The following is an 18,574-nucleotide window of genomic DNA, read 5'->3' as shown; positions in this document are numbered from 1 at the left end:
GCATGGTTTTTTTAGTTGTATAAAATTATATAAACTAAACATGCTGTGCAAGTAGGAATTTAATTAATAATTCCGCACTGTAATATGATAACAACTCTGTTGTCTTTCCTTTATGTAATAAATTCTTCCAGCATCTGCATAATGCTTTAAACTTTCTCTAAAGCCACTTCCATTTTCGGGTTATATTTGAGAACATTATTGAATCTTACATAAGAAATATCAAAGGAATTGCCATAGTTGTGTGAACTTATTCCTAGGGAAGCATTGGAGTTCACCCTTCTTAATCTGCATTGATCTTCCAGGGTTCTGGTAATGGATGAAACTGTGAATGTACCCCCTTTTGTTGTTTTGCTAAATTTGGAGCCCATGTTCTCCAGAGTTGTTTTTCCTTTGGAAACCATATAGGCTCTGCTGTAATCAAGTTTCTGTACCTGATATCCTTTCCCTGATTTCTTTATTTTATGAAACTTCCCATTACTGATATATTTCTGTACCGTTTTAGAATCTTTTAGTAAATGGATTCCAAAACTTTTTGAAGCGTCCAAATGAGGTTTATAAAGTGCAGTAGGCTCTACCTTTAAAACAGTTGTAAGATCATAGCAGGGAAGCACTTTTTTTGCTGCCTGCGAATAATGTAAACTATACATAAAAGGTACAAAGACCACACAAAGAAACTTTCTCATTAACCACCTCTTTAAATTACTTACGAAGGATAAAACAATTATGTTATCTCATTCAAATCTATCCATAATAGTATCCCAATAAATCCCAAACAAACATTAAACCAATTTGCTGAATTTATAATTTTTGTTGCCTCAATTTTGAAATATTTTTTCAGTTTTAACTTTTTACTTTAAGATATAAATTTTACATTTGAGTTACATTTAAAAATAAACAATATGATAAAAAAACTTTTTGCTGAATTTTTCGGCACATTTTGGCTTGTTTTCGGAGGTTGTGGGAGCGCTGTTTTTGCAGCAGGTGTTGCTGACATCGGTATCGGACTTTTAGGAGTTGCTTTAGCTTTCGGTCTTACTGTTCTTACAATGGCTTATGCGGTAGGCCATATTTCCGGTGGTCACTTCAATCCGGCAGTTTCTTTCGGACTTTTAGCAGGAGGAAGATTTTCTGCAAAAGACCTTGTTCCTTATATTGTAGCACAATGTCTGGGTGCTATTGTGGCTGCAGGATGTTTATACACGATCCTTAATGGAGCCGGAGTTGTAGATTTCTCACAACCGGGAGCATTTGCGACCAATTTCTATGGAGAAGCCGTCTACAATGGAAAAGCATTCAGCATGGGCGCAGCATTCCTGGCAGAGTTTTTACTAACAGCGTTCTTCCTTATCGTAATTATGGGTGCTACGGATAAATGGGCTAATGGTAAGTTTGCAGGGATCGCTATTGGTCTTGCGCTTACTTTGATTCACTTGATTTCTATCCCCATTACCAATACTTCTGTAAACCCTGCAAGATCCCTTTCGCAGGCAGTTTTCACAGGTGGACTGGCTATGTCACAACTTTGGTTGTTCTGGGTAGCTCCTATTCTTGGTGGAATTGTAGGTGGATTAATCTACAAATTCTTACTTCAGAGAGATTCTGAGGAAATAGCGGATTAATTAATTTTAGAATTACAAATTACTATAAAATCCTGTCATCAGACAGGATTTTTTTATGTAGAAGCTTATTCTTATTATTAAACGCAAAATTTATGGTGAAAATGCTTTATTTTTAGGACGCAAAGAAGGCGACTTCGTCGCTGATGAAGGATGATATCTATTTGACTATGTGGTGATAAAAAACAAAGTAAGTAGTATTAACTTGTTAAAATGAAATGTAAGTAACAAAAATAATTTCATCTACTCTTGTTACAAGTAATCTGGTATTACTTTTTGTTTTTAAGATCAAAAGGATTTTTAAAAATCAGTTCTTCATGTTTTCCTTTGATTTCCATTTTCCGTTGTAATAAATTGAGAGCCATCTTTCTGATAAAAAGATCTTTATCATTCAGGTTCCAGTAAGAATCTTCGTGAAGCCTTTTTGGAGGACGAATAAGATAGAATTCCGTTTCCCAGGTATCTGCGTTATGATAAAATTCTATAATCCCACAATGTTCAGGAATGAGACTTGCGTCTACCATACCCATCGGTAATAAGAAACTGAATGCATTACAAACATAGTCTCCACAGGAAATCTTATCGTGTTTCAGAAACTTTTCTCCGGTATCTTTATGAATATATGATTTTTTGAAATCGTTTTTAAAATCACTTTTTGAAAGCTTGATTTCAATCTCATGACTTACTCCTTCTCCATCAACAATAAGAATATCGGCTTCCCAATCTGCCTGAAAATAATTCGTCAGAACGAGTTCTTTTTCAAAGTCGCAATGGGTATGAATATATGCGTGAACAAGTTCTTCTATTTTGAGCATAGTTTAGATTTTAGATAAGAGACATTTAGACAAGAGATATGAGATAAGAGACATCGGGTTTAAATGATCAAAGAAGTTTGCACTGTCAAAAATCTATTACAAACGAAAAGTCTCACATCTTGTATTCCACACCACGAATCCCGAAACACATTTATTTAACTCACCAGCAAGCTACATCCTCTGATATCAGAATGATCTATTCTTCCCAGTACCTGAAATTTATTACCAACTATTTTACCCAAATCCTGAGTTGCAATGAAAGAACAAGAATGGATATTGGCTAAATCGATGATATTAATAGCCCCGGTTCTGCCTTCTTTTTCATAAGAGAAAGGGTCTTCTGCATTTCTGATCTTGATCCGCATCCAGTTGGGGCATTGATATTCGTTATTACCAAGGGAATACGCCTGGGATAACAATTCTGTCATTGAGTATTCTGAGTAGATCTTATCAGTCTTAAAACCATCCTGTAAAATTTTCAGAAGCTCATCTTTAGTCATTTCTTCTTTCCTTCCCTTCATTCCTCCGGTTTCGATAACAACTAGGTTCTCAAGAATACTTAAAGTTTCCTCGCTACGCTCGGAATGACAATAGTCTAAAAAGTCTAACAGCGCAAAAGAAACTCCGAAAAGGATTACTTTTTTATTCTGCAACTGGCTTAAAAGATCAAAAAGATCAGCATGATTGTAAAGGAAATATCCGTTTTCCGGTTTGTTGGATTTTTTCATCAGATAATCCACCATGTAGATCAGGGATGAATTTTGTCTTTCCAGATAACTTGGAAGCAAACCAAGGAAAATAAAATCTTCAGGTTTCCCAATAAATTGTTCAAAGCTTTTATAAATACTTTCTTCATACAAATCCGTATCAGCAATAAAGTGTTTGGAAAGATTCATCTGTGTGGTTCCGGAACTTTGAAAATAAAGATCCGTCTTCACATTTTTATCCAGAATCTGATGGTTTTTAAACATTTCAATCGGCAGGAACGGTATTTTTGACAAGTCGTCGATCTCATCAGGATTGATGTTTAGATAATCTACAAACTTTCTATATATCTCAACGTTTTCATACTGATAACGAAATGTCTTCAATGATGCATTCAGGAAATCCTGTTCGGTTTGTATGTTGAATATATCTTTCGGCTCCATAATTTTTTCAATCTTCTATTACTTCTGTAGAAAGTAATTATCTGGATAAAATATTTTTATTTAACTTTTTTTTAATATCTGAATATGAGTTTGGTAAACTTCTTGCAAGTACCTAATCGGAATATGGATTAAAAACAGAATGAGTCCCCCACTCATTCTCAAATTACCTCTTTTAGGGGTAATTTTTTTTGTTTTATTTTTCGAATGTCTTTAATTCAAAGTCCTTTTCAAAAACGCCATAGGTAAAGTAAGAAATCCAATCACCAAGGTTGATGTATTTTGAATGGTGTTCTAATTCTAACACCATCGGAAGATGGCGATGTCCATATACGAAATAATCAATCTTTTCAGTCTTCAGCTTCTCTTTGGAATAAATGATCAGAAACTCCTTGTCTTCTCCTAAGAATTCTTTGTCTTCTTCTCCGGAGATCATTTTATTTTTCTGGGACATATACAAAGCTACTTTCATGGCAATATCAGGGTGAAGCCATTTGAAAAACCATTGTGCTATCGGATTGGTAAAGACTTTTTTCATTCTTTTATACCCTTTATCACCAGGCCCCAAACCATCTCCATGAGCCAATAGAAACTGCTTTCCACCCATTTCAAAATATTGTTTCTGGTAAAAAACGGTACATCCGATCTCTTCTTCAAGATAATCTTTCATCCACAGATCATGATTTCCCACAAAAAAATAAATTTGGATTCCTCGGTCTTTCAGTTCAGCGATTTTCCCCAAAACACGTATATATCCTTTGGGTACAACATGTTTCCATTCATGCCAGAAGTCAAAAAGATCACCCATTAAAAATAAAACCTGGGCATCTTCCTTGATCTGATCCATCCAACGTATAAATTTTTCTTCACGTACCTTACTTTCTTTAGGAGTAGGCGCACCGAAATGCTGATCTGAAGCAAAGTATACTTTTTTTCCAGGTTCTAAATTAATTGTTGTTTTTAACACCGTCTGAGCTTTATGAGATAATAATTATTGATTGTCTTCTGCAAACCATTCTCCATAAGAGTTTTCTGTCTCATGAAGTTTAAGATAAGCCAGAGAAATTCCTTCCGGAAGTCTTGATTTTATTTTGGCAGCAATAGCATACAGCATATTTTCACAGGTTGGCTGAAAGCTGCAATAGATTACTTTATGGCCTCTCTGTTCAAGATCATCCCCCAATTCTTTATGAGGAGTCAGTGCATTCAGAAGTACTGCATGATCCCAAACGTCTACGATCTCAGATTTTACGATACTTTTGATATCTCCGAAATCAACTACCATCCCATTTTTAGGGTTATCAATATCATTAATCGGTTTTCCTTTCACTGTCACGAACAGTTTATAGGAATGTCCATGCATATTTTTACATTTCCCGTCGTAGTTGTACAGTACGTGGGCTGTTTCGAATGTAAAAATTTTTGTAATACGTATCATATTGCAAAGATATGACAAAACCGCTTAACAAAGAAAAGTCTATCTCTATTACAATGATTTTCAAATAAAATTCTAATCCATTTTCAGCGCGAGATTGTTATCCTGCGTTCCGTCTGTGTTGGCCGTATTATAAGGAATAGTTAACCAACCACTTTTGTTCATCACAAACTTAAAGCCATAGGTCTTTCCTTTTTCAAATTGAGATTTAGGTACTGCAACCTCAAAGACATTGTTCTTTTTAAGAATCATCTGGTAGGCTGGATCATTCATATTCCAATTATTAAATGCACCTGCCACAGAAATGCTCTTAATGAATTCTGTACTCGAGTTTTTAGGATACTGATAGGAAAAAACAACCTTGTCTTTTTCTATTCTGTATCCGTATATCTCCTTCTTCAGATTGGGATGAACAAAGGGTTCTGCAATCGTTATTTCTTCAGCCAACATATAAGGATTCATCAGGTTTTTATCTACAATTCCTGCAATATGATTCACCATTTGATACATCACCGGAAATCCCTTATTAGCATTATATATGACAATAATTGACATATTCTTATCCGGAAAAATGCTATAGGCACTTACATTTCCTCCCGAGAAGCCGTATGATTTTATATTATTATTGTCTGTAATCTCCCAGCCATGTCCGAAATCCCACCCGTTATTTTTATAATCAAACGGTTTCCACATCATCTTTTTTGTTTCCGGTTTCAGAAAATCATTTTTGCTGAAATGAATACTCCATTCCAGAAACGCAGGAAGTGTAACCGCAAGGCCGTTGGCAGCATGAGCTCTCACTCCATCAATAGTCATTAATTTTTCATACTGTTTCTTTTCGGGGTTATAATTATACTTCCCTACTCTATTAGGAATTTTTTCAGCAGAGTTGGAAGAAAAGACCACCTGATTCCTAGAATCCGGAAATTGATTTTCCAAGGTATATTCTTCAAAAGTTTTCCCTGTCATTTTCTCGATAATCATCGCAATCAACAGATAATTGGTCTGATTATACCGGTAATGATCTCCCGCTTCAAATTCGATTTTTTCATTAGACAAACGAGTAATGACTTCCTTATGGGTAGCTTTCTCTGGAAAATCTTTAACATCAGCCATATCCGGAAGTCCCGAAGAATGAGAAAGAAGATTTTTTACCTGTATGTTTTGCCAATCTTTAGGTAGGTTGTCTACATATTTTGAAATCTTATCGTCCAGCGATACCTTTCCTTCCTCAATGAGTTTAAAAAGGGCAACATTCGCAATTAGCTTTGTCGTAGAATATACCCTAAACATGGACTTAGAGTCTACTTTTTTATCACTTTCAAGATTTTCTTTTCCATAATATTGCTGAAATGTTACTTTATCATCTTTTACAATTCCTACGGCTATTCCGGGAATTTCATTGATTTGAATAACATTTTTTATATAGCTGTCAATTGCTTTGGATTGTTCTGCTGTCTGGCTGAATCCTAATATGGATACATTAAAAAAAATAGCTGCTAAAACGGATTTCGTCATTGTCTGTTGGTCTTTTGTTGATAAGACATCTATGCACTTTATTATGTTACAAAGATGTTTAAATTTTATTTTAATACACTGTCTGGCACTTTTTATTTAGGTTTTAGTGGTTCTATTTCATACCCTAATTCCGCTAAATAATTCAATCCATCTTGTTTTTCCATTTTATTCTTTCCATTCCAGCCCTTTTCTATTCCCTTTACAATAAGTTTTTGGATGTATTTTGGTTCATTGATATTGACACTTTCTAAGGAATCTGTTACTGCATTCATCAAACTGATTCCAGATTTTAGAGATTGCCCCATGAAATAATGTTCAAAGGTTAGAAAATCAATAATTAATGGAGTCTTTTTTTCACCACTCAAAAATACTTTTACCGTAAGGGTATTAGTTTCGGTACCGGCATGATATTTATCGGTAACAGAATATAAATACACTGTATGTTCTACCGTTATTTTTCTTAATTTACTCTTCACTCTGAATTTCTAATTTCTCCAGCCAATTAGTTTCCAGCCGCTTTATTTTCTTTGCTGCGGTATCAAACAAAACCCAAAGTGTAGCAGAATCCACTACCAATTCATCATGACAATAGAATTCTACTTTCTTGGCTGTTTAGCTCCTTCAGGGACTTGCGGATAGGTTCTCACGGTAATAATATCATCCAGATACACCTGTTTTTTATATCGGATATGATGATCCAGAAGCATCCAGACATCATTCTCATATTCTGTTTTATGTTTTAAATGATCCCAGTGTTCGGCAGCAACTTCTTCCACCCAATGTACATATTGAACATTGTTAACATGATTATTCTGGTCTATATGTTCTTGGGTTACCTTGATCTGTTTTTCATACATTAAATTCATCTCGCTGAAATATTTACTCAAATGTATGATTTAAAACAAAGGTGCTCAATACTTTCAGCACAAGAAATATATTTATAAAAAAGAAAACGGAACCAGACTGATCTGATTCCGTTTATGATATTCAATAGATTGAAATTATTTTTTAGCTTTTCCTACTGGCTTTGAAGCTGTTGCAGAAGCACCTAATTTTGTTTTCACCTCATCAGTAATATCTTCTCCACCATCTGTATACACAAGATTGGAACCTCTTGCTGAAATATCAAATACATAGTTTAGGCTTTTTTCTTTAGCTACTGCCGCAATCGCAGTCTTTACTTTTTGTTGTAATGGAGCATACAATTCACCTTGTTTTGTAGAAATTTCCTTAGCCGCTTGTGCTCTTGTATCTTCTATTTTCTTAGCTAAAATGTCTAGTTCTGCTTGCGCAGCTTCCAACTCTTTTGTTAAAGCAGCTCTGTTTGCTTCCGTTAAAGTCTTCTCTTTATCTTGTGCTGTTTTAAGCTTAGTTTGATATTCAGTGATAATTTTATCAATTTCAACCTGCTTTGTTTTCGTTAGGGTATTAACAGTTTCTCCAGCTGCTTTTAATTCAGGTAAACTATTAAAAACTTCATCAGTATTTATGTTTCCGATCTTCTGTTGAGCATTGGCAGCATTGGCAGTTAAAGTTAATCCTGCTGCAATAAAAAATAATTTAATTAGTTTCATTATAATATATACTTTTTCGAAAATTTCACTTTTTTTCAGTGTTCAAATATAATATAATTTTTCATTTACAACGATTCTGTTTTTTTCAACCTAAAGAAGCCATCAACATCGTTAAAGCCTGGTCAAATTCTTTAAAATATTATGTACAAAAAATAAAGTCCTCCCCAAAAACCAGGGAGGACTTCGAAAATATGTATAATGCAAAAACTGACTATTAATGAAACTGTGCTGTTTCTGTAGAATCTTTCATTGCTACGGTAGCTGAAGATCCGTTGGTAACAATATTCTGAACTTCATCAAAATATCCTGTTCCTACAAAAGACTGATGTTTTACAGCTCTGAATCCTTTTTGCTGTAAAGCAAACTCACGTTCCTGAAGTTCTGAATATCCAGCCATTCCTCTTTCTTTATACGCTAAAGCCAATTCAAACATTGCTGTATTCAAAGCATGGAATCCTGCCAGTGTGATAAATTGGAATTTATATCCCATTTTTGCCAGCTCCTCACGGAAAGTAGACATTTCTTCAACACTCAATTTAGCTGCCCAGTTGAATGAAGGTGAGCAGTTATAAGCCAGCATTTTCCCAGGAAATTGTGCATGAATTCCATCTGCAAATCTTTTAGCCTGCTCTAAATCCGGGTTTGAGGTTTCCATCCAGATCAGATCTGCATAAGGTGCATAAGACAAGCCTCGGTCTATCCCTTGTTCTACTCCATTTCTTACGACATAAAATCCTTCAGAAGTTCTTTCTCCCGTTACAAATTTTTTATCTCTATCATCAATATCTGAAGTTAATAAGTCTGCTGCATCAGCATCAGTTCTGGCAATGATAAGACTTGGAACGCCCAATACATCTGCTGCTAAACGAGCTGCAATTAATTTATTAATGGCTTCCTGAGTGGGAACCAATACTTTTCCTCCTAAATGGCCACACTTTTTAGCAGAAGAAAGCTGATCTTCAAAATGCACACCCGCAGCTCCTGCTTCAATCATTTGCTTCATGAGCTCAAATGCATTTAGATTTCCTCCAAAACCTGCTTCAGCATCTGCAATAATGGGTACAAGATATTCTTTATCTCCATTACCACTTACCGATTGAACCTGATCTGCTCTTAATAAAGCATTATTAATTTTTTTTACCACAGAAGGCACTGAATTTGCCGGATATAAAGACTGATCCGGATACATTTCTCCTGATAAATTGGCATCTGCTGCTACCTGCCATCCTGAAAGATAGATTGCTTCCAACCCTGCATCTACCTCCTGAACAGCCTGGTTACCCGTTAAGGCTCCCAATCCTGCTACATAATCTTGGGTATTAAGTTTATCCCAGAATTTTTTAGACATTTCTGTTGCAATGGTGTAATCAATTTTATAAGAACCTCGAAGTTTTAACACTTCTTCTGCTGTGTAAGGTCTTTTTACACCGTTCCAACGTGGATTTGTCAGCCAATCTTGCTCTAGAGCCTGGATTTGTTCTTGTCTTGTTTTCATAATATTTGGATTTTGTTTGTTGAGATATAGGTTTCGAGATGCGGGATACGAGATTTAAAGTGATTATTAACAGATATTGAATTCAAACTCTAAAACATTTAATTCCGGCTCTCAGACTAAATAAAAGGATATGCTTTTAGGGTTAAAAATTCTTCAAAGTTTTCTGAGAATATCAGTTCATTGAAAAGGTTTTTGGCCAGGTTAAATTTTCCATTTTTAAAACGGGCTTCACCCACATATTTCAATATTATCCATTTCTTCGGATTCCCATTGAAGAATCATATTCCGGGTTAAGGTTCTGTCATCGCTTAATACGGCTTCATTCTTTAGCCATTGCCAGATTTGCGTTCTTGAAATTTCTGCAGTAGCAGCGTCTTCCATAAGATTGTAAATAGCTGCAGCTCCTACTCCCATCAACCAGCTTTCAAGATAAAGGATTCCAACATTTATATTCTTCCTTACCCCTTTCTCTGTGATTTCACCTTTCGGGATTTCCAGCAGACCGCTTTCTTGGATGTTGTATTCAAATTTTTTATCGATCTGGTTTTTGGATGACATGTATTGATCAAAAACATTTTTAGCTACTGAAACTAATGCCGGATGTGCTACCCATGTTCCATCATGACCGTTTTTTACTTCTCTTTCTTTATCACTTCTTACTTTTTCAAAAGCAATATGATTGGCTTCACTATCATCTTTTACCGGAATTTGTGCTGCCATTCCGCCCATGGCATGAACATTTCTTTTATGGCAACCTTCTATCACTCTTTTTGAATAAGCACTCATAAAAGGAGAAGTCATGGTTACCTGATCTCTATCGGGAACAATAAACTCCGGAAGGTTTCTGAATTTTTTGATGTAAGAAAAGATATAATCCCATCTTCCACAGTTGAGTCCTGAGCTGTGTTCTTTTAGTTCATATAAAATTTCATCAATCTGAAATGAAGCGGTAATAGTTTCAATTAACACGGTAGCTTTAATTGTCCCCTGTGGAATTCCAAGATAATCCTGAGCAAAAACAAATACTTCATTCCACCATCTTGCTTCTTTATAATGTTCTAATTTTGGAAGATAAAAGTAGGTGCCACTTCCCTTTTCCAAAAGGTTCTTTACATTTCGGAAAAAGTAGATTCCAAAATCAGTAAGTGATCCTGATGTTTCTTCATCATTGATCTTAATATGTTTTTCAGGAAGATGCAATCCTCTTGGACGTACCAATAAAACGGCTGTCTTTTCATTAAGTTGATACGCTTTCCCTTTTTCGTTGACAAAATCAATGGTTCTGTTCACCGCATCCGTAAGATTGATTTGCCCCTCCATACAGTTTTCCCAAGTTGGCGAACTGCTGTCTTCAAAATCTGCCATAAAGGTAGAAGCTCCGGAATTTAAAGCATTGATGATCATTTACGATCAACAGGCCCTGTGATCTCTACTCTTCTATCTAATAAATCTTCAGGCAAAGGTGCACAAACCCAATTCCCATTTCTGACATCCTCCGTTTCTTTTAAAAATTTTGGAAGTATACCTTGATCGAATTCTTTCTGCGTTTTTTTCCTTTCTTCCAACAGAGCTACTCTCTTATGATTGAATTTCTGATGCAATACGATTAAAAAATCGATCAAATCCGGAGTGAAAATTTCTTCAAATTGCTTCTGAGCCGTAATTTTTAAATGAGTCTTAGTTTCCATAACATATTGATTTTGTGACTTGATGTTACAAACATAAACAAAAATTTTCACAAACAGCGAACGTTCGCTAAATTTATTTAAAAACTATTATGCGAATAATCGCATCTAATTATTTATATTTGAGTAATGAATTCAGAAAGTGACTTTATCAAAACGGTTTTCGGGCTAAAACTGAAACAACAGAGACAAAAGAAAAATTGGTCTTTGCAGGATCTTGCAGTAAAAACCGGATTATCAAAATCTTACCTCAATGAGATTGAAAATGGAAAGAAATACCCAAAACATGACAAAATCATTCAGCTTTCTGATGCATTAAACTGTACTTTCGATGACCTTGTTTCCACCAAACTGGATAAAAGCCTTGCTCCTTTCAATGAAATTCTACAATCTGATTTTTTTAAGGAGGTTCCTTTGGAATTATTTGGAATCAACAAGAATAACCTCATCAGTATTATTAGTGATGCTCCCAGAAAGGTAACTGCCTTCATCAATGCACTGATAGAAATTTCTCAGAACTATAATCTTGGGAAGGAAAGGTTCTATTTTGCTGTTTTAAGATCATTCCAGGAATTGTATGACAATTATTTTCCGGAAATTGAAGAAAAAGTACGTTCATTCACAGAAGAAAATCATCTTCAGATCGATAAAAACTTAAAGTCTGATATTCTGGAAAAGATTCTTACGGAAACATTCGGCTATACGATTCAATCTGAGGATTTTGAAAAATATGGAACATTAGACAATCTGCGTTCTCTTTTTATTCCTGAAAAGAAATTATTGCTTTTGAATAAAAAGCTTGAAAAGGATCAGAAAACATTTATTCTTGCCAAAGAAATAGGGTTTAATGTTCTGGAATTGAAAGTTCGTCCTACCACTTATTCATGGCTTGATTTTGGAAGTTTTGAAGAAATCCTGAATAATTTCTATGCTTCTTATTTTGCCGGAGCTTTATTAATATCAAAAGAACCAGCTATTGAAAAGGCCTCTGAATTTTTTCAAGAAAATGCTTGGGAACCCGAAAAATTTGCAGCTCTTATCAATAGTTTCACAAACTCACCGGAAACTTTCTATTATCGATTAACCAATATTCTTTCTGCTGAAATGGGTATTAAAGACTTATTCTATTTATGTCTGGTTAAAAAGAAAGGTTCAGAAAAGATTCAAATCCTTAAAGAACTCCATCTCAATCATCAACAAGCTCCTCATGCAAACGCAACCAATGAACATTATTGCAGAAGGTGGATCGCCGTAAAAAACCTTCATTATTTAAAGGAAAACGAAACGCTTACAGATGCCCAAATCTCCCATTACAAAGATCAGGGAATAAGCTATCTGGTCATTTCTACCTCTCAAAAAAATCCTTTTTCTGATGGCAGCAATAGAAGTTATTGTCTGGGGATCTTGCTCAATACACAAACGATCAAAAAAATAGGTTTTATAAAATCACCTTCGTTAAAAACCATTAATGTAGGGGTCACCTGTGAGTCTTGTAGTATCCCGGATTGTGAGGTAAGACAAGCCCCACCGGTTCGATTGGAAAAAGAACATTTTAATCTAAGCATGAAGAATGCTATTGAGAAAATCAGAAAGGAATTTTAAATTGAGGAGCTGAGGATCTGAGGGTTTCGAAATAGAGACTGAAAACTATTTCATATCTTAGTAAAAACACACTTATGATTTTAGACTTGCTTTTTCCTAACCGATGTCTTCAGTGTAACAGAATTATTGAAGCAGATCTTTTGGTTTGTGATGTATGCTTTAATCAAATTCATTTTACGCATTATGACTATTTCGAAAGTAATCCGGTGAAAGAAAAATGTAAGACTCTTTTTCCTGTCGAAAACACCTACGCACTTATACAATTTGAAGAAGAAAGTTTGAGCCGGAAGATTATTCATGAATTAAAATATAAAAGCAGAGAAGTAACGGGAAAAATTCTTGCCGAGTGGACAACAGAACGACTAGACTTTAAAGGCCAGCAACCGGATCTTTTGGTGAGTGTACCACTACATCCTAAAAAATTGAGAGCAAGGGGCTACAATCAGCTTCATCTTTTTACAGAAACGCTTTCAAAATACTATGAAATACCATTTGATCATCAGCTAATCAAAAGAAATCATTATTCTAAAGCCCAAGCTTTAAAGGATAAACAACATCGGCTCAAAACCATTAATACATTTTCGGTTACTCAGCCCATTACAGGAAAACACATTCTATTGATTGATGATGTTTTTACAACAGGAACAACCGTTTCATCTATTGCATGGGAGATTTTAAATGTTGGTGATAATAAAGTGAGCGTATTGGTGATGGCTATGGATGTTTAAAAATAATCATTGTTGTGAGCTAACTTGTTTTTACAAAAAACAACACAATATATTAAAAACATTATTGAAGGTAGCTCCTAATACAAAATTGGTCGTACAAAAACCTCATGGGTAAAGTACGACCAAGTTTATTGTTGAACTTAATAAAAGATTTCTGGAATGTTTCTTCAATGATTATCGTTGAAGTTTTTCTCCGTAGCTTAAATCTCCGGCATCTCCTAATCCTGGGGTAATATATCCTTTTGATGTTAGCTGCTCATCAATGGCTCCTACCCAGATATGAGCATCAGGATATGCATTCTGAACAGTTTCTACTCCTTGTCTTGAAGCAATAGCTGCTACAATATGAAGTTGGGTTGGATTTCCGTTCGTCAGCAAATCTTTGATTGCTTCAATTAATGAAGCTCCGGTAGCCAACATGGGATCTGCTACGATCAAAGGTCTTCCTTCAATATTAGGACATGTAAGATAATCTTGTTTGATAGAAAAATAATCATTGGCATCGTGTTTTCTGTAAGCGGCAACGAAACCACAATCTGCTCTGTCAAGGTAATTAAGAATTCCTTCAAATAAAGGAACACCTGCTCTTAAAATGGTTGTAATTACTGGTTGTACAGCAATTTCCTTACTTTTAATAGTATCTAAAGGAGTTTGGATTCAACATCTCTTACTTCCAATCCTTTGCTGATTTCAAAGGCCGCAATCTCTCCGATTCGTTCCATATTTCTTCGGAATCTCATTCGATCATGCTGAACTTCAACGTTTCGAAGTTCATTAATCCATTCATTTACAAGGGAAAAATTGTGCGATAAAATAGTAAGCATGAAGATTTTAGGTTTTAATTAGAGTTAGTAAAACATTAATTGCTGCAAAATTACAATTAAAAAACGAATTTGCAGATTGGACATGAGTAGAAATAAGTTATATTTATATAATTTTCCCAACACATATTATATTATTTTTTTAATGATGAAAAGCCTGATTTTAGGTAAAATCACTCCAGAGTTTATAAAAGATGAAACTCTGCCTGAATTACTGGTTCCTACCTTTGAAAAATATAAAGACAAAACAGCCTTTATATTTAAAGATAAAAGAATCTCCTATGCTGAATTAGACAGCTGGAGCAATGCTATCGCCCTGCAATTACAAAGTCAGGGTATACAGCCTGGTGATCGTGTAGGAGTCTGGTATCCCAGAAGTCTTGAGCTTCCTGTTGCTATACTTGGAATTTTAAAGGCTGGAGCCTCTTATATTCCTTTAGACAGAGAAATGCCGGAAGACAGAATTAAGAAAGTTTTTACTGATATTAATGTGAAAACATATTTTTCTGATACAGATGCTCATATCCACTGTCAGCCATCAACAATTCCTGCTCAACCTCAAGGAATCGTTCCTGCCCTTAATGACACTCCAGATCCGGACAACTGGGCTTATGTATTATTTACTTCTGGAAGTACGGGAAATCCTAAGGGAATTCCTATTTCCCATCGGAATATATGTCATCTGATTCGCTCCGAACAAGACTTTATAGGAATAAAAGACACCGATATTGTCTATCAAGGGTTTTCAGTTTCTTTTGATATGTGGTGCGAAGAAGTATGGATCAGTCTTTTTGCAGGCGCCACCATTTGGATTGCCGACGCTACCACAGTAAAAGCTATTGATGAACTCAGCCAGGTTTTAACAGAAAATAAAATCACGGTACTCCATGCTGTCCCTAGTATTTTGGCTATTATTGATGAAGTTCCCGGCATCCGGTTTATTAATACCGGTGGAGAAGCATGTACCAAGCAGGTTCAGGAGAAATGGGCAAAGCCTTACAGGATATTTATCAACAGCTACGGCCCTACGGAAACCACTGTTTCATCCAATATGGTAAAACTGACAAGTCAGGAAGAACTCACTATTGGCCCTCCTCTTCCCAATTATCATATCGCCGTTATTGATGAAAACATGAATATCCTTCCCAGAGGAGAACGTGGCGAAATGATTATTTCCGGGCCGGGAGTAAGTAATGGATATTTTAATCTTCCGGAGCTGACTGAGCAAAAGTTTTTATTGAATCCTTTTCCGGAACTTCCCGGAGATACAATTTATAAAACAGGAGATGCCGTTGTTATACGAGAGGATGGGTTTATTGATTTTCAAGGAAGAATAGATGATCAAATTAAGCTTCGAGGTTATAGAATTGAACTTGGCGAAATAGAACACGCCTGAACCAGCTTCAGGATGTCTCTTCTGCTGCTGTAGCGGTGAAAGAGGATTCTAACGAACAGGGACAACTTGTAGGATATGTTGTTATGAACAACGATACCTCATTTGATGAAAATGAAATGAGAAAAAAGCTGGCTAAATTTCTGGCTCCGTATATGGTTCCTATTTCTATTGTTCAGCTGAAGGAAATGCCGAGAATGCCAAGCGGTAAGATTGACAGAAAACGACTTCCTACCCCGGAAAGCTTTACTGTTCATGAAAAAAATGATAATATAAATATTGATACTGAAGCTCCTGTAGAAGAAAGATTATTACAAACACTGAAATGGGTATTTCCGGGAAAAGAAATTAATCTGAATCAGGATTTTTTTACAGATCTTGGGGGACATTCTCTGCTTGCTGCGACATTGGTATCCCATTTACGTCAAAAAGCAGGAATTCCAACCGCTTCATTAAAGGAAATTTATGAAAATCGTCCTTTATCTGCCTATTCGGAATGCCTCAAAAATAAACAAAGCCAAAAGACATCACAACACGAACCTTTCCACAGGGTTTCAACATTCCAGTATATCGCCTGTAATATTGCTCAAACGATAAGCCTTCTGGTTGTATTTGCCTTATTGAGTATCCAGATATTCTTTCCTTATTTAAGTTATTATTATTTTCAGATTAACGGATATGGGTTGCATTACGCCTTGTTAAGTGCCTTTTTATTATATACTTTAATCCCACCCGTATATTCTCTCATTATTGTTTTAACCAAATGGTTAGTAATTGGTAAGATCAAAGAAGGAGATTATCCGCTTTGGGGCTGGTATTATTTCAGATGGTGGCTATGGAAAACCATCAAAAGACTGATGCCTTCTGAATTTATCGTAGAAACACCTTTATATCCTAAATATTTAAAATTGCTTGGTGTAAAAGTGCATCCAAGTGCCCAGCTAAGTTTATTACCTATCGCAGCAGAGGATCTTGTTACCATTGACGAGAATGTAAATACCAGCTCAGGCTGCAGCATCGACAATGCTTCCGTTGAAAATGGTATTTTGAGAATCAGAAAAGTTCATATCAAAGCGCATTCTTATCTAGGATCTTCTGTAATTGTATGTGGAGATACGGTGATTGAAGAATTTGGAGAACTTCAGGATCTCAGCTGCCTGAATGAAGGTGAAAAAATCGGGTTCGGTGAAGTATGGAACGGCAGCCCTGCTGAAAAGATAAGGGTAAAAACAGGAGAAGAAGTTGAAGCTCCTAAGTTATCATCAGCTGCCAAGAGAAACAGATATGCACTACTCTATTCGTGTTCTTTATTTTTCTTTCCGCTTCTGATTGTTTTACCGTTAGCCCCCACATTGTATACGTTGTATTATCTGGATGATCGTTCCTCCGACTATAGTTTTTATTATCTATGGCAGGCTCCGATACTTTCTACTGTCTATATTTTATTGTTTATAGCTGTGGTAAGTATTCTTACGAGGATTTTACAATACAAAATGAAACCAGGAATATACCCGGTATATAGTTTCACCTATTATAGAAAGTGGATCAAAGATCAGATCTTCAATTTATCGCTCATCATCGTACATCCTCTTTTTGCATCAGTTTATATCAGTAAATTTTACAGAATGATGGGTGCAAAAGTGGGTAAAAATGCAGAAATATCGACAGCCAGCGATGTTTCACATCATCTTTTGGAAATTGGTGAAGGCTCTTTTATTGCTGATGCCGTTATTCTGGGAGAACATGATGTGAGAAATGAAAAATTAATTTTATCCAAAACAACCATTGGAAATAACAGCTTTGTAGGAAACAGTGGACTTATTCCGCAAGGATATGAATTGGGAGACAATATGTTGATTGGTGTATTGAGTAAGGCACCTTCTGAAGAACAGCTTAAAAACTCATCTGAAAGAGACTGGTTCGGGTCTCCGCCAATAGGACTACCTTCTAGACAAAAATCGGATGTATTTCAGGATAATCTCACCTATAATCCACCTTTCAGTCTGAAACTGGCTAGAGCAATTGTAGAAGGAATCAGAATTATTCTTCCACAAACCGTAATTATTATATGCAGTGTCTTATTTATTGCTTATACTAGTACTTATCTGGAAGGGAAAATTTTTTATCTATTATTACTTGCTCCGTTTTATTATCTGGGAATCGTTGCCTTACCTTCTTTTTTCTTTACAGCATTACTAAAATGGATATGTATAGGAAAATATAAGAAAACAGAAATGCCTATGTACAGCCTTAAAGTATGGTTAAGTGAAGGAATTACCACCATCTATGAAGCTCTTCCTGTGCAATTCTTCCTTGATTTCCTTCGTGGCACTTGGTGGCTGCCTTTCTTTATGCGCTTCCTAGGAGTAAAAATCGGTAAAAGAGTATGGCTTAATACCACTGATATTACAGAGTTTGACATGGTATCCATCGGTGACGAATCTATGCTGAATGAAGACTGTGGCCCTCAAACCCATCTTTTTGAAGACCGAATTATGAAGGTAGGAGGTGTAAAAATAGGAAGTCAGACAACTATCAATTCCAGAACCATTATTTTATATGATACGGAAATCGGGAACAATGTTAATATTGATCCTCTTTCACTCGTGATGAAAGGAGAAGTTCTTTCTGATAATACTTCATGGTGCGGAAGCCCATTAAGAGGAAAATAATCAAGCAGGAAGCCAGCGGATGGAAGATGGAAGTTATCTTACACGTTAGAATTTATATTTATCATTTCATTGATT

The 18,574-nt window shown here is 35.5% G+C and carries 16 protein-coding genes and 2 pseudogenes; 5 read left to right on the top strand and 13 right to left on the bottom strand.

Annotation, left to right across the window (positions count from 1 at the left end):
* Window positions 1-63: 63 nt before the first annotated feature.
* Both QWZ06_RS04355 and QWZ06_RS04350 read right to left on the bottom strand, forming a co-directional pair.
* On the bottom strand, window positions 64-123 hold the full coding sequence (locus QWZ06_RS04355; RefSeq protein ID WP_290301296.1) for a hypothetical protein: 60 nt from the start codon (window positions 121-123) through the stop codon (window positions 64-66).
* A gap of 23 nt (window positions 124-146) precedes the next feature.
* Window positions 147-683 carry a DUF5715 family protein gene (locus QWZ06_RS04350; protein ID WP_290295936.1) on the bottom strand — a complete coding sequence of 179 codons (537 nt, stop codon included), beginning with the start codon at window positions 681-683 and terminating at the stop codon, window positions 147-149.
* Window positions 684-902: 219 nt separating this feature from the next.
* Between QWZ06_RS04350 and aqpZ the strand changes: the two genes are divergently transcribed.
* Window positions 903-1,619, top strand: coding sequence for an aquaporin Z (gene aqpZ / locus QWZ06_RS04345; protein ID WP_290301295.1), 717 nt, complete (start codon window positions 903-905; stop codon window positions 1,617-1,619).
* Window positions 1,620-1,885: 266 nt separating this feature from the next.
* Here aqpZ and QWZ06_RS04340 read toward each other — a convergent pair whose 3' ends face one another.
* From QWZ06_RS04340 to aceB, 10 genes and pseudogenes are all read right to left on the bottom strand, one after another.
* Entirely contained in the window at window positions 1,886-2,431 is a 546-nt protein-coding gene (locus QWZ06_RS04340) for a hypothetical protein (RefSeq protein WP_290295934.1), read from the bottom strand.
* Window positions 2,432-2,586: 155 nt separating this feature from the next.
* The gene (locus QWZ06_RS04335; RefSeq protein WP_290295933.1) at window positions 2,587-3,579 is read right to left on the bottom strand and encodes a long-chain-fatty-acid--protein ligase; all 993 of its coding nucleotides are present in this window, start codon (window positions 3,577-3,579) and stop codon (window positions 2,587-2,589) included.
* A gap of 193 nt (window positions 3,580-3,772) precedes the next feature.
* Window positions 3,773-4,543, bottom strand: a complete 771-nt coding sequence (locus tag QWZ06_RS04330; protein ID WP_290295932.1) for a UDP-2,3-diacylglucosamine diphosphatase — start codon at window positions 4,541-4,543, stop codon at window positions 3,773-3,775.
* A 24-nt stretch (window positions 4,544-4,567) separates the two neighbouring features.
* Entirely contained in the window at window positions 4,568-5,014 is a 447-nt protein-coding gene (locus tag QWZ06_RS04325) for a 6-pyruvoyl trahydropterin synthase family protein (RefSeq protein ID WP_290295930.1), read from the bottom strand.
* Window positions 5,015-5,086: 72 nt separating this feature from the next.
* The gene (locus tag QWZ06_RS04320) at window positions 5,087-6,529 is read right to left on the bottom strand and encodes a serine hydrolase (RefSeq protein WP_290295929.1); all 1,443 of its coding nucleotides are present in this window, start codon (window positions 6,527-6,529) and stop codon (window positions 5,087-5,089) included.
* A gap of 92 nt (window positions 6,530-6,621) precedes the next feature.
* The gene (locus QWZ06_RS04315; protein WP_290295926.1) at window positions 6,622-7,005 is read right to left on the bottom strand and encodes a hypothetical protein; all 384 of its coding nucleotides are present in this window, start codon (window positions 7,003-7,005) and stop codon (window positions 6,622-6,624) included.
* Between the two features lie 120 nt (window positions 7,006-7,125).
* Window positions 7,126-7,395, bottom strand: coding sequence for an acyl-CoA thioesterase (locus QWZ06_RS04310; protein ID WP_290295925.1), 270 nt, complete (start codon window positions 7,393-7,395; stop codon window positions 7,126-7,128).
* Between the two features lie 135 nt (window positions 7,396-7,530).
* A complete protein-coding gene (locus QWZ06_RS04305; RefSeq protein ID WP_290295923.1) occupies window positions 7,531-8,103 on the bottom strand; it encodes an OmpH/Skp family outer membrane protein in 573 nt (190 codons plus the stop codon).
* A 214-nt stretch (window positions 8,104-8,317) separates the two neighbouring features.
* Window positions 8,318-9,598, bottom strand: coding sequence for an isocitrate lyase (gene aceA, locus QWZ06_RS04300; protein ID WP_290295922.1), 1,281 nt, complete (start codon window positions 9,596-9,598; stop codon window positions 8,318-8,320).
* Between the two features lie 116 nt (window positions 9,599-9,714).
* Window positions 9,715-11,286: pseudogene (gene aceB, locus QWZ06_RS04295) on the bottom strand (malate synthase A).
* A 126-nt stretch (window positions 11,287-11,412) separates the two neighbouring features.
* Between aceB and QWZ06_RS04290 the strand changes: the two are divergent.
* Together QWZ06_RS04290 and QWZ06_RS04285 are read left to right on the top strand one after the other, a co-directional pair.
* Window positions 11,413-12,885, top strand: coding sequence for a helix-turn-helix domain-containing protein (locus tag QWZ06_RS04290; protein ID WP_290295921.1), 1,473 nt, complete (start codon window positions 11,413-11,415; stop codon window positions 12,883-12,885).
* Between the two features lie 74 nt (window positions 12,886-12,959).
* Window positions 12,960-13,613: a ComF family protein gene (locus tag QWZ06_RS04285; protein WP_290295919.1), complete on the top strand. Its 654-nt coding sequence runs from the start codon at window positions 12,960-12,962 to the stop codon at window positions 13,611-13,613.
* Between the two features lie 174 nt (window positions 13,614-13,787).
* On the opposite strand, the pseudogene upp reads toward QWZ06_RS04285, so the two are convergent.
* Window positions 13,788-14,437: pseudogene (gene upp / locus QWZ06_RS04280) on the bottom strand (uracil phosphoribosyltransferase).
* Window positions 14,438-14,579: 142 nt separating this feature from the next.
* Between upp and QWZ06_RS04275 the strand changes: the two are divergent.
* Window positions 14,580-15,830 carry an amino acid adenylation domain-containing protein gene (locus tag QWZ06_RS04275; RefSeq protein ID WP_290295917.1) on the top strand — a complete coding sequence of 417 codons (1,251 nt, stop codon included), beginning with the start codon at window positions 14,580-14,582 and terminating at the stop codon, window positions 15,828-15,830.
* A gap of 35 nt (window positions 15,831-15,865) precedes the next feature.
* The gene (locus tag QWZ06_RS04270) at window positions 15,866-18,499 is read left to right on the top strand and encodes a Pls/PosA family non-ribosomal peptide synthetase (protein WP_290295916.1); all 2,634 of its coding nucleotides are present in this window, start codon (window positions 15,866-15,868) and stop codon (window positions 18,497-18,499) included.
* The last annotated feature ends 75 nt before the right edge of the window (window positions 18,500-18,574 follow it).

Source organism: Chryseobacterium tructae (genome assembly GCF_030409875.1).
Classification (GTDB): Bacteria; Bacteroidota; Bacteroidia; order Flavobacteriales; family Weeksellaceae; genus Chryseobacterium; species Chryseobacterium tructae.
This window is presented reverse-complemented; position numbering and strand designations above follow the sequence as displayed.

Bases quoted from the DNA above. Each gene is read 5' to 3' on its own strand.
- QWZ06_RS04350 (WP_290295936.1), bottom strand. From the start codon at position 683: ATGAGAAAGTTTCTTTGTGTGGTCTTTGTACCTTTTATGTATAGTTTA.
- QWZ06_RS04340 (WP_290295934.1), bottom strand. From the start codon at position 2,431: ATGCTCAAAATAGAAGAACTTGTTCACGCATATATTCATACCCATTGC.
- QWZ06_RS04335 (WP_290295933.1), bottom strand. From the start codon at position 3,579: ATGGAGCCGAAAGATATATTCAACATACAAACCGAACAGGATTTCCTG.
- QWZ06_RS04325 (WP_290295930.1), bottom strand. From the start codon at position 5,014: ATGATACGTATTACAAAAATTTTTACATTCGAAACAGCCCACGTACTG.
- QWZ06_RS04320 (WP_290295929.1), bottom strand. From the start codon at position 6,529: ATGACGAAATCCGTTTTAGCAGCTATTTTTTTTAATGTATCCATATTA.
- QWZ06_RS04310 (WP_290295925.1), bottom strand. From the start codon at position 7,395: ATGAATTTAATGTATGAAAAACAGATCAAGGTAACCCAAGAACATATA.
- QWZ06_RS04305 (WP_290295923.1), bottom strand. From the start codon at position 8,103: ATGAAACTAATTAAATTATTTTTTATTGCAGCAGGATTAACTTTAACT.
- aceA (WP_290295922.1), bottom strand. From the start codon at position 9,598: ATGAAAACAAGACAAGAACAAATCCAGGCTCTAGAGCAAGATTGGCTG.
- QWZ06_RS04290 (WP_290295921.1), top strand. From the start codon at position 11,413: ATGAATTCAGAAAGTGACTTTATCAAAACGGTTTTCGGGCTAAAACTG.
- QWZ06_RS04285 (WP_290295919.1), top strand. From the start codon at position 12,960: ATGATTTTAGACTTGCTTTTTCCTAACCGATGTCTTCAGTGTAACAGA.
- QWZ06_RS04275 (WP_290295917.1), top strand. From the start codon at position 14,580: ATGATGAAAAGCCTGATTTTAGGTAAAATCACTCCAGAGTTTATAAAA.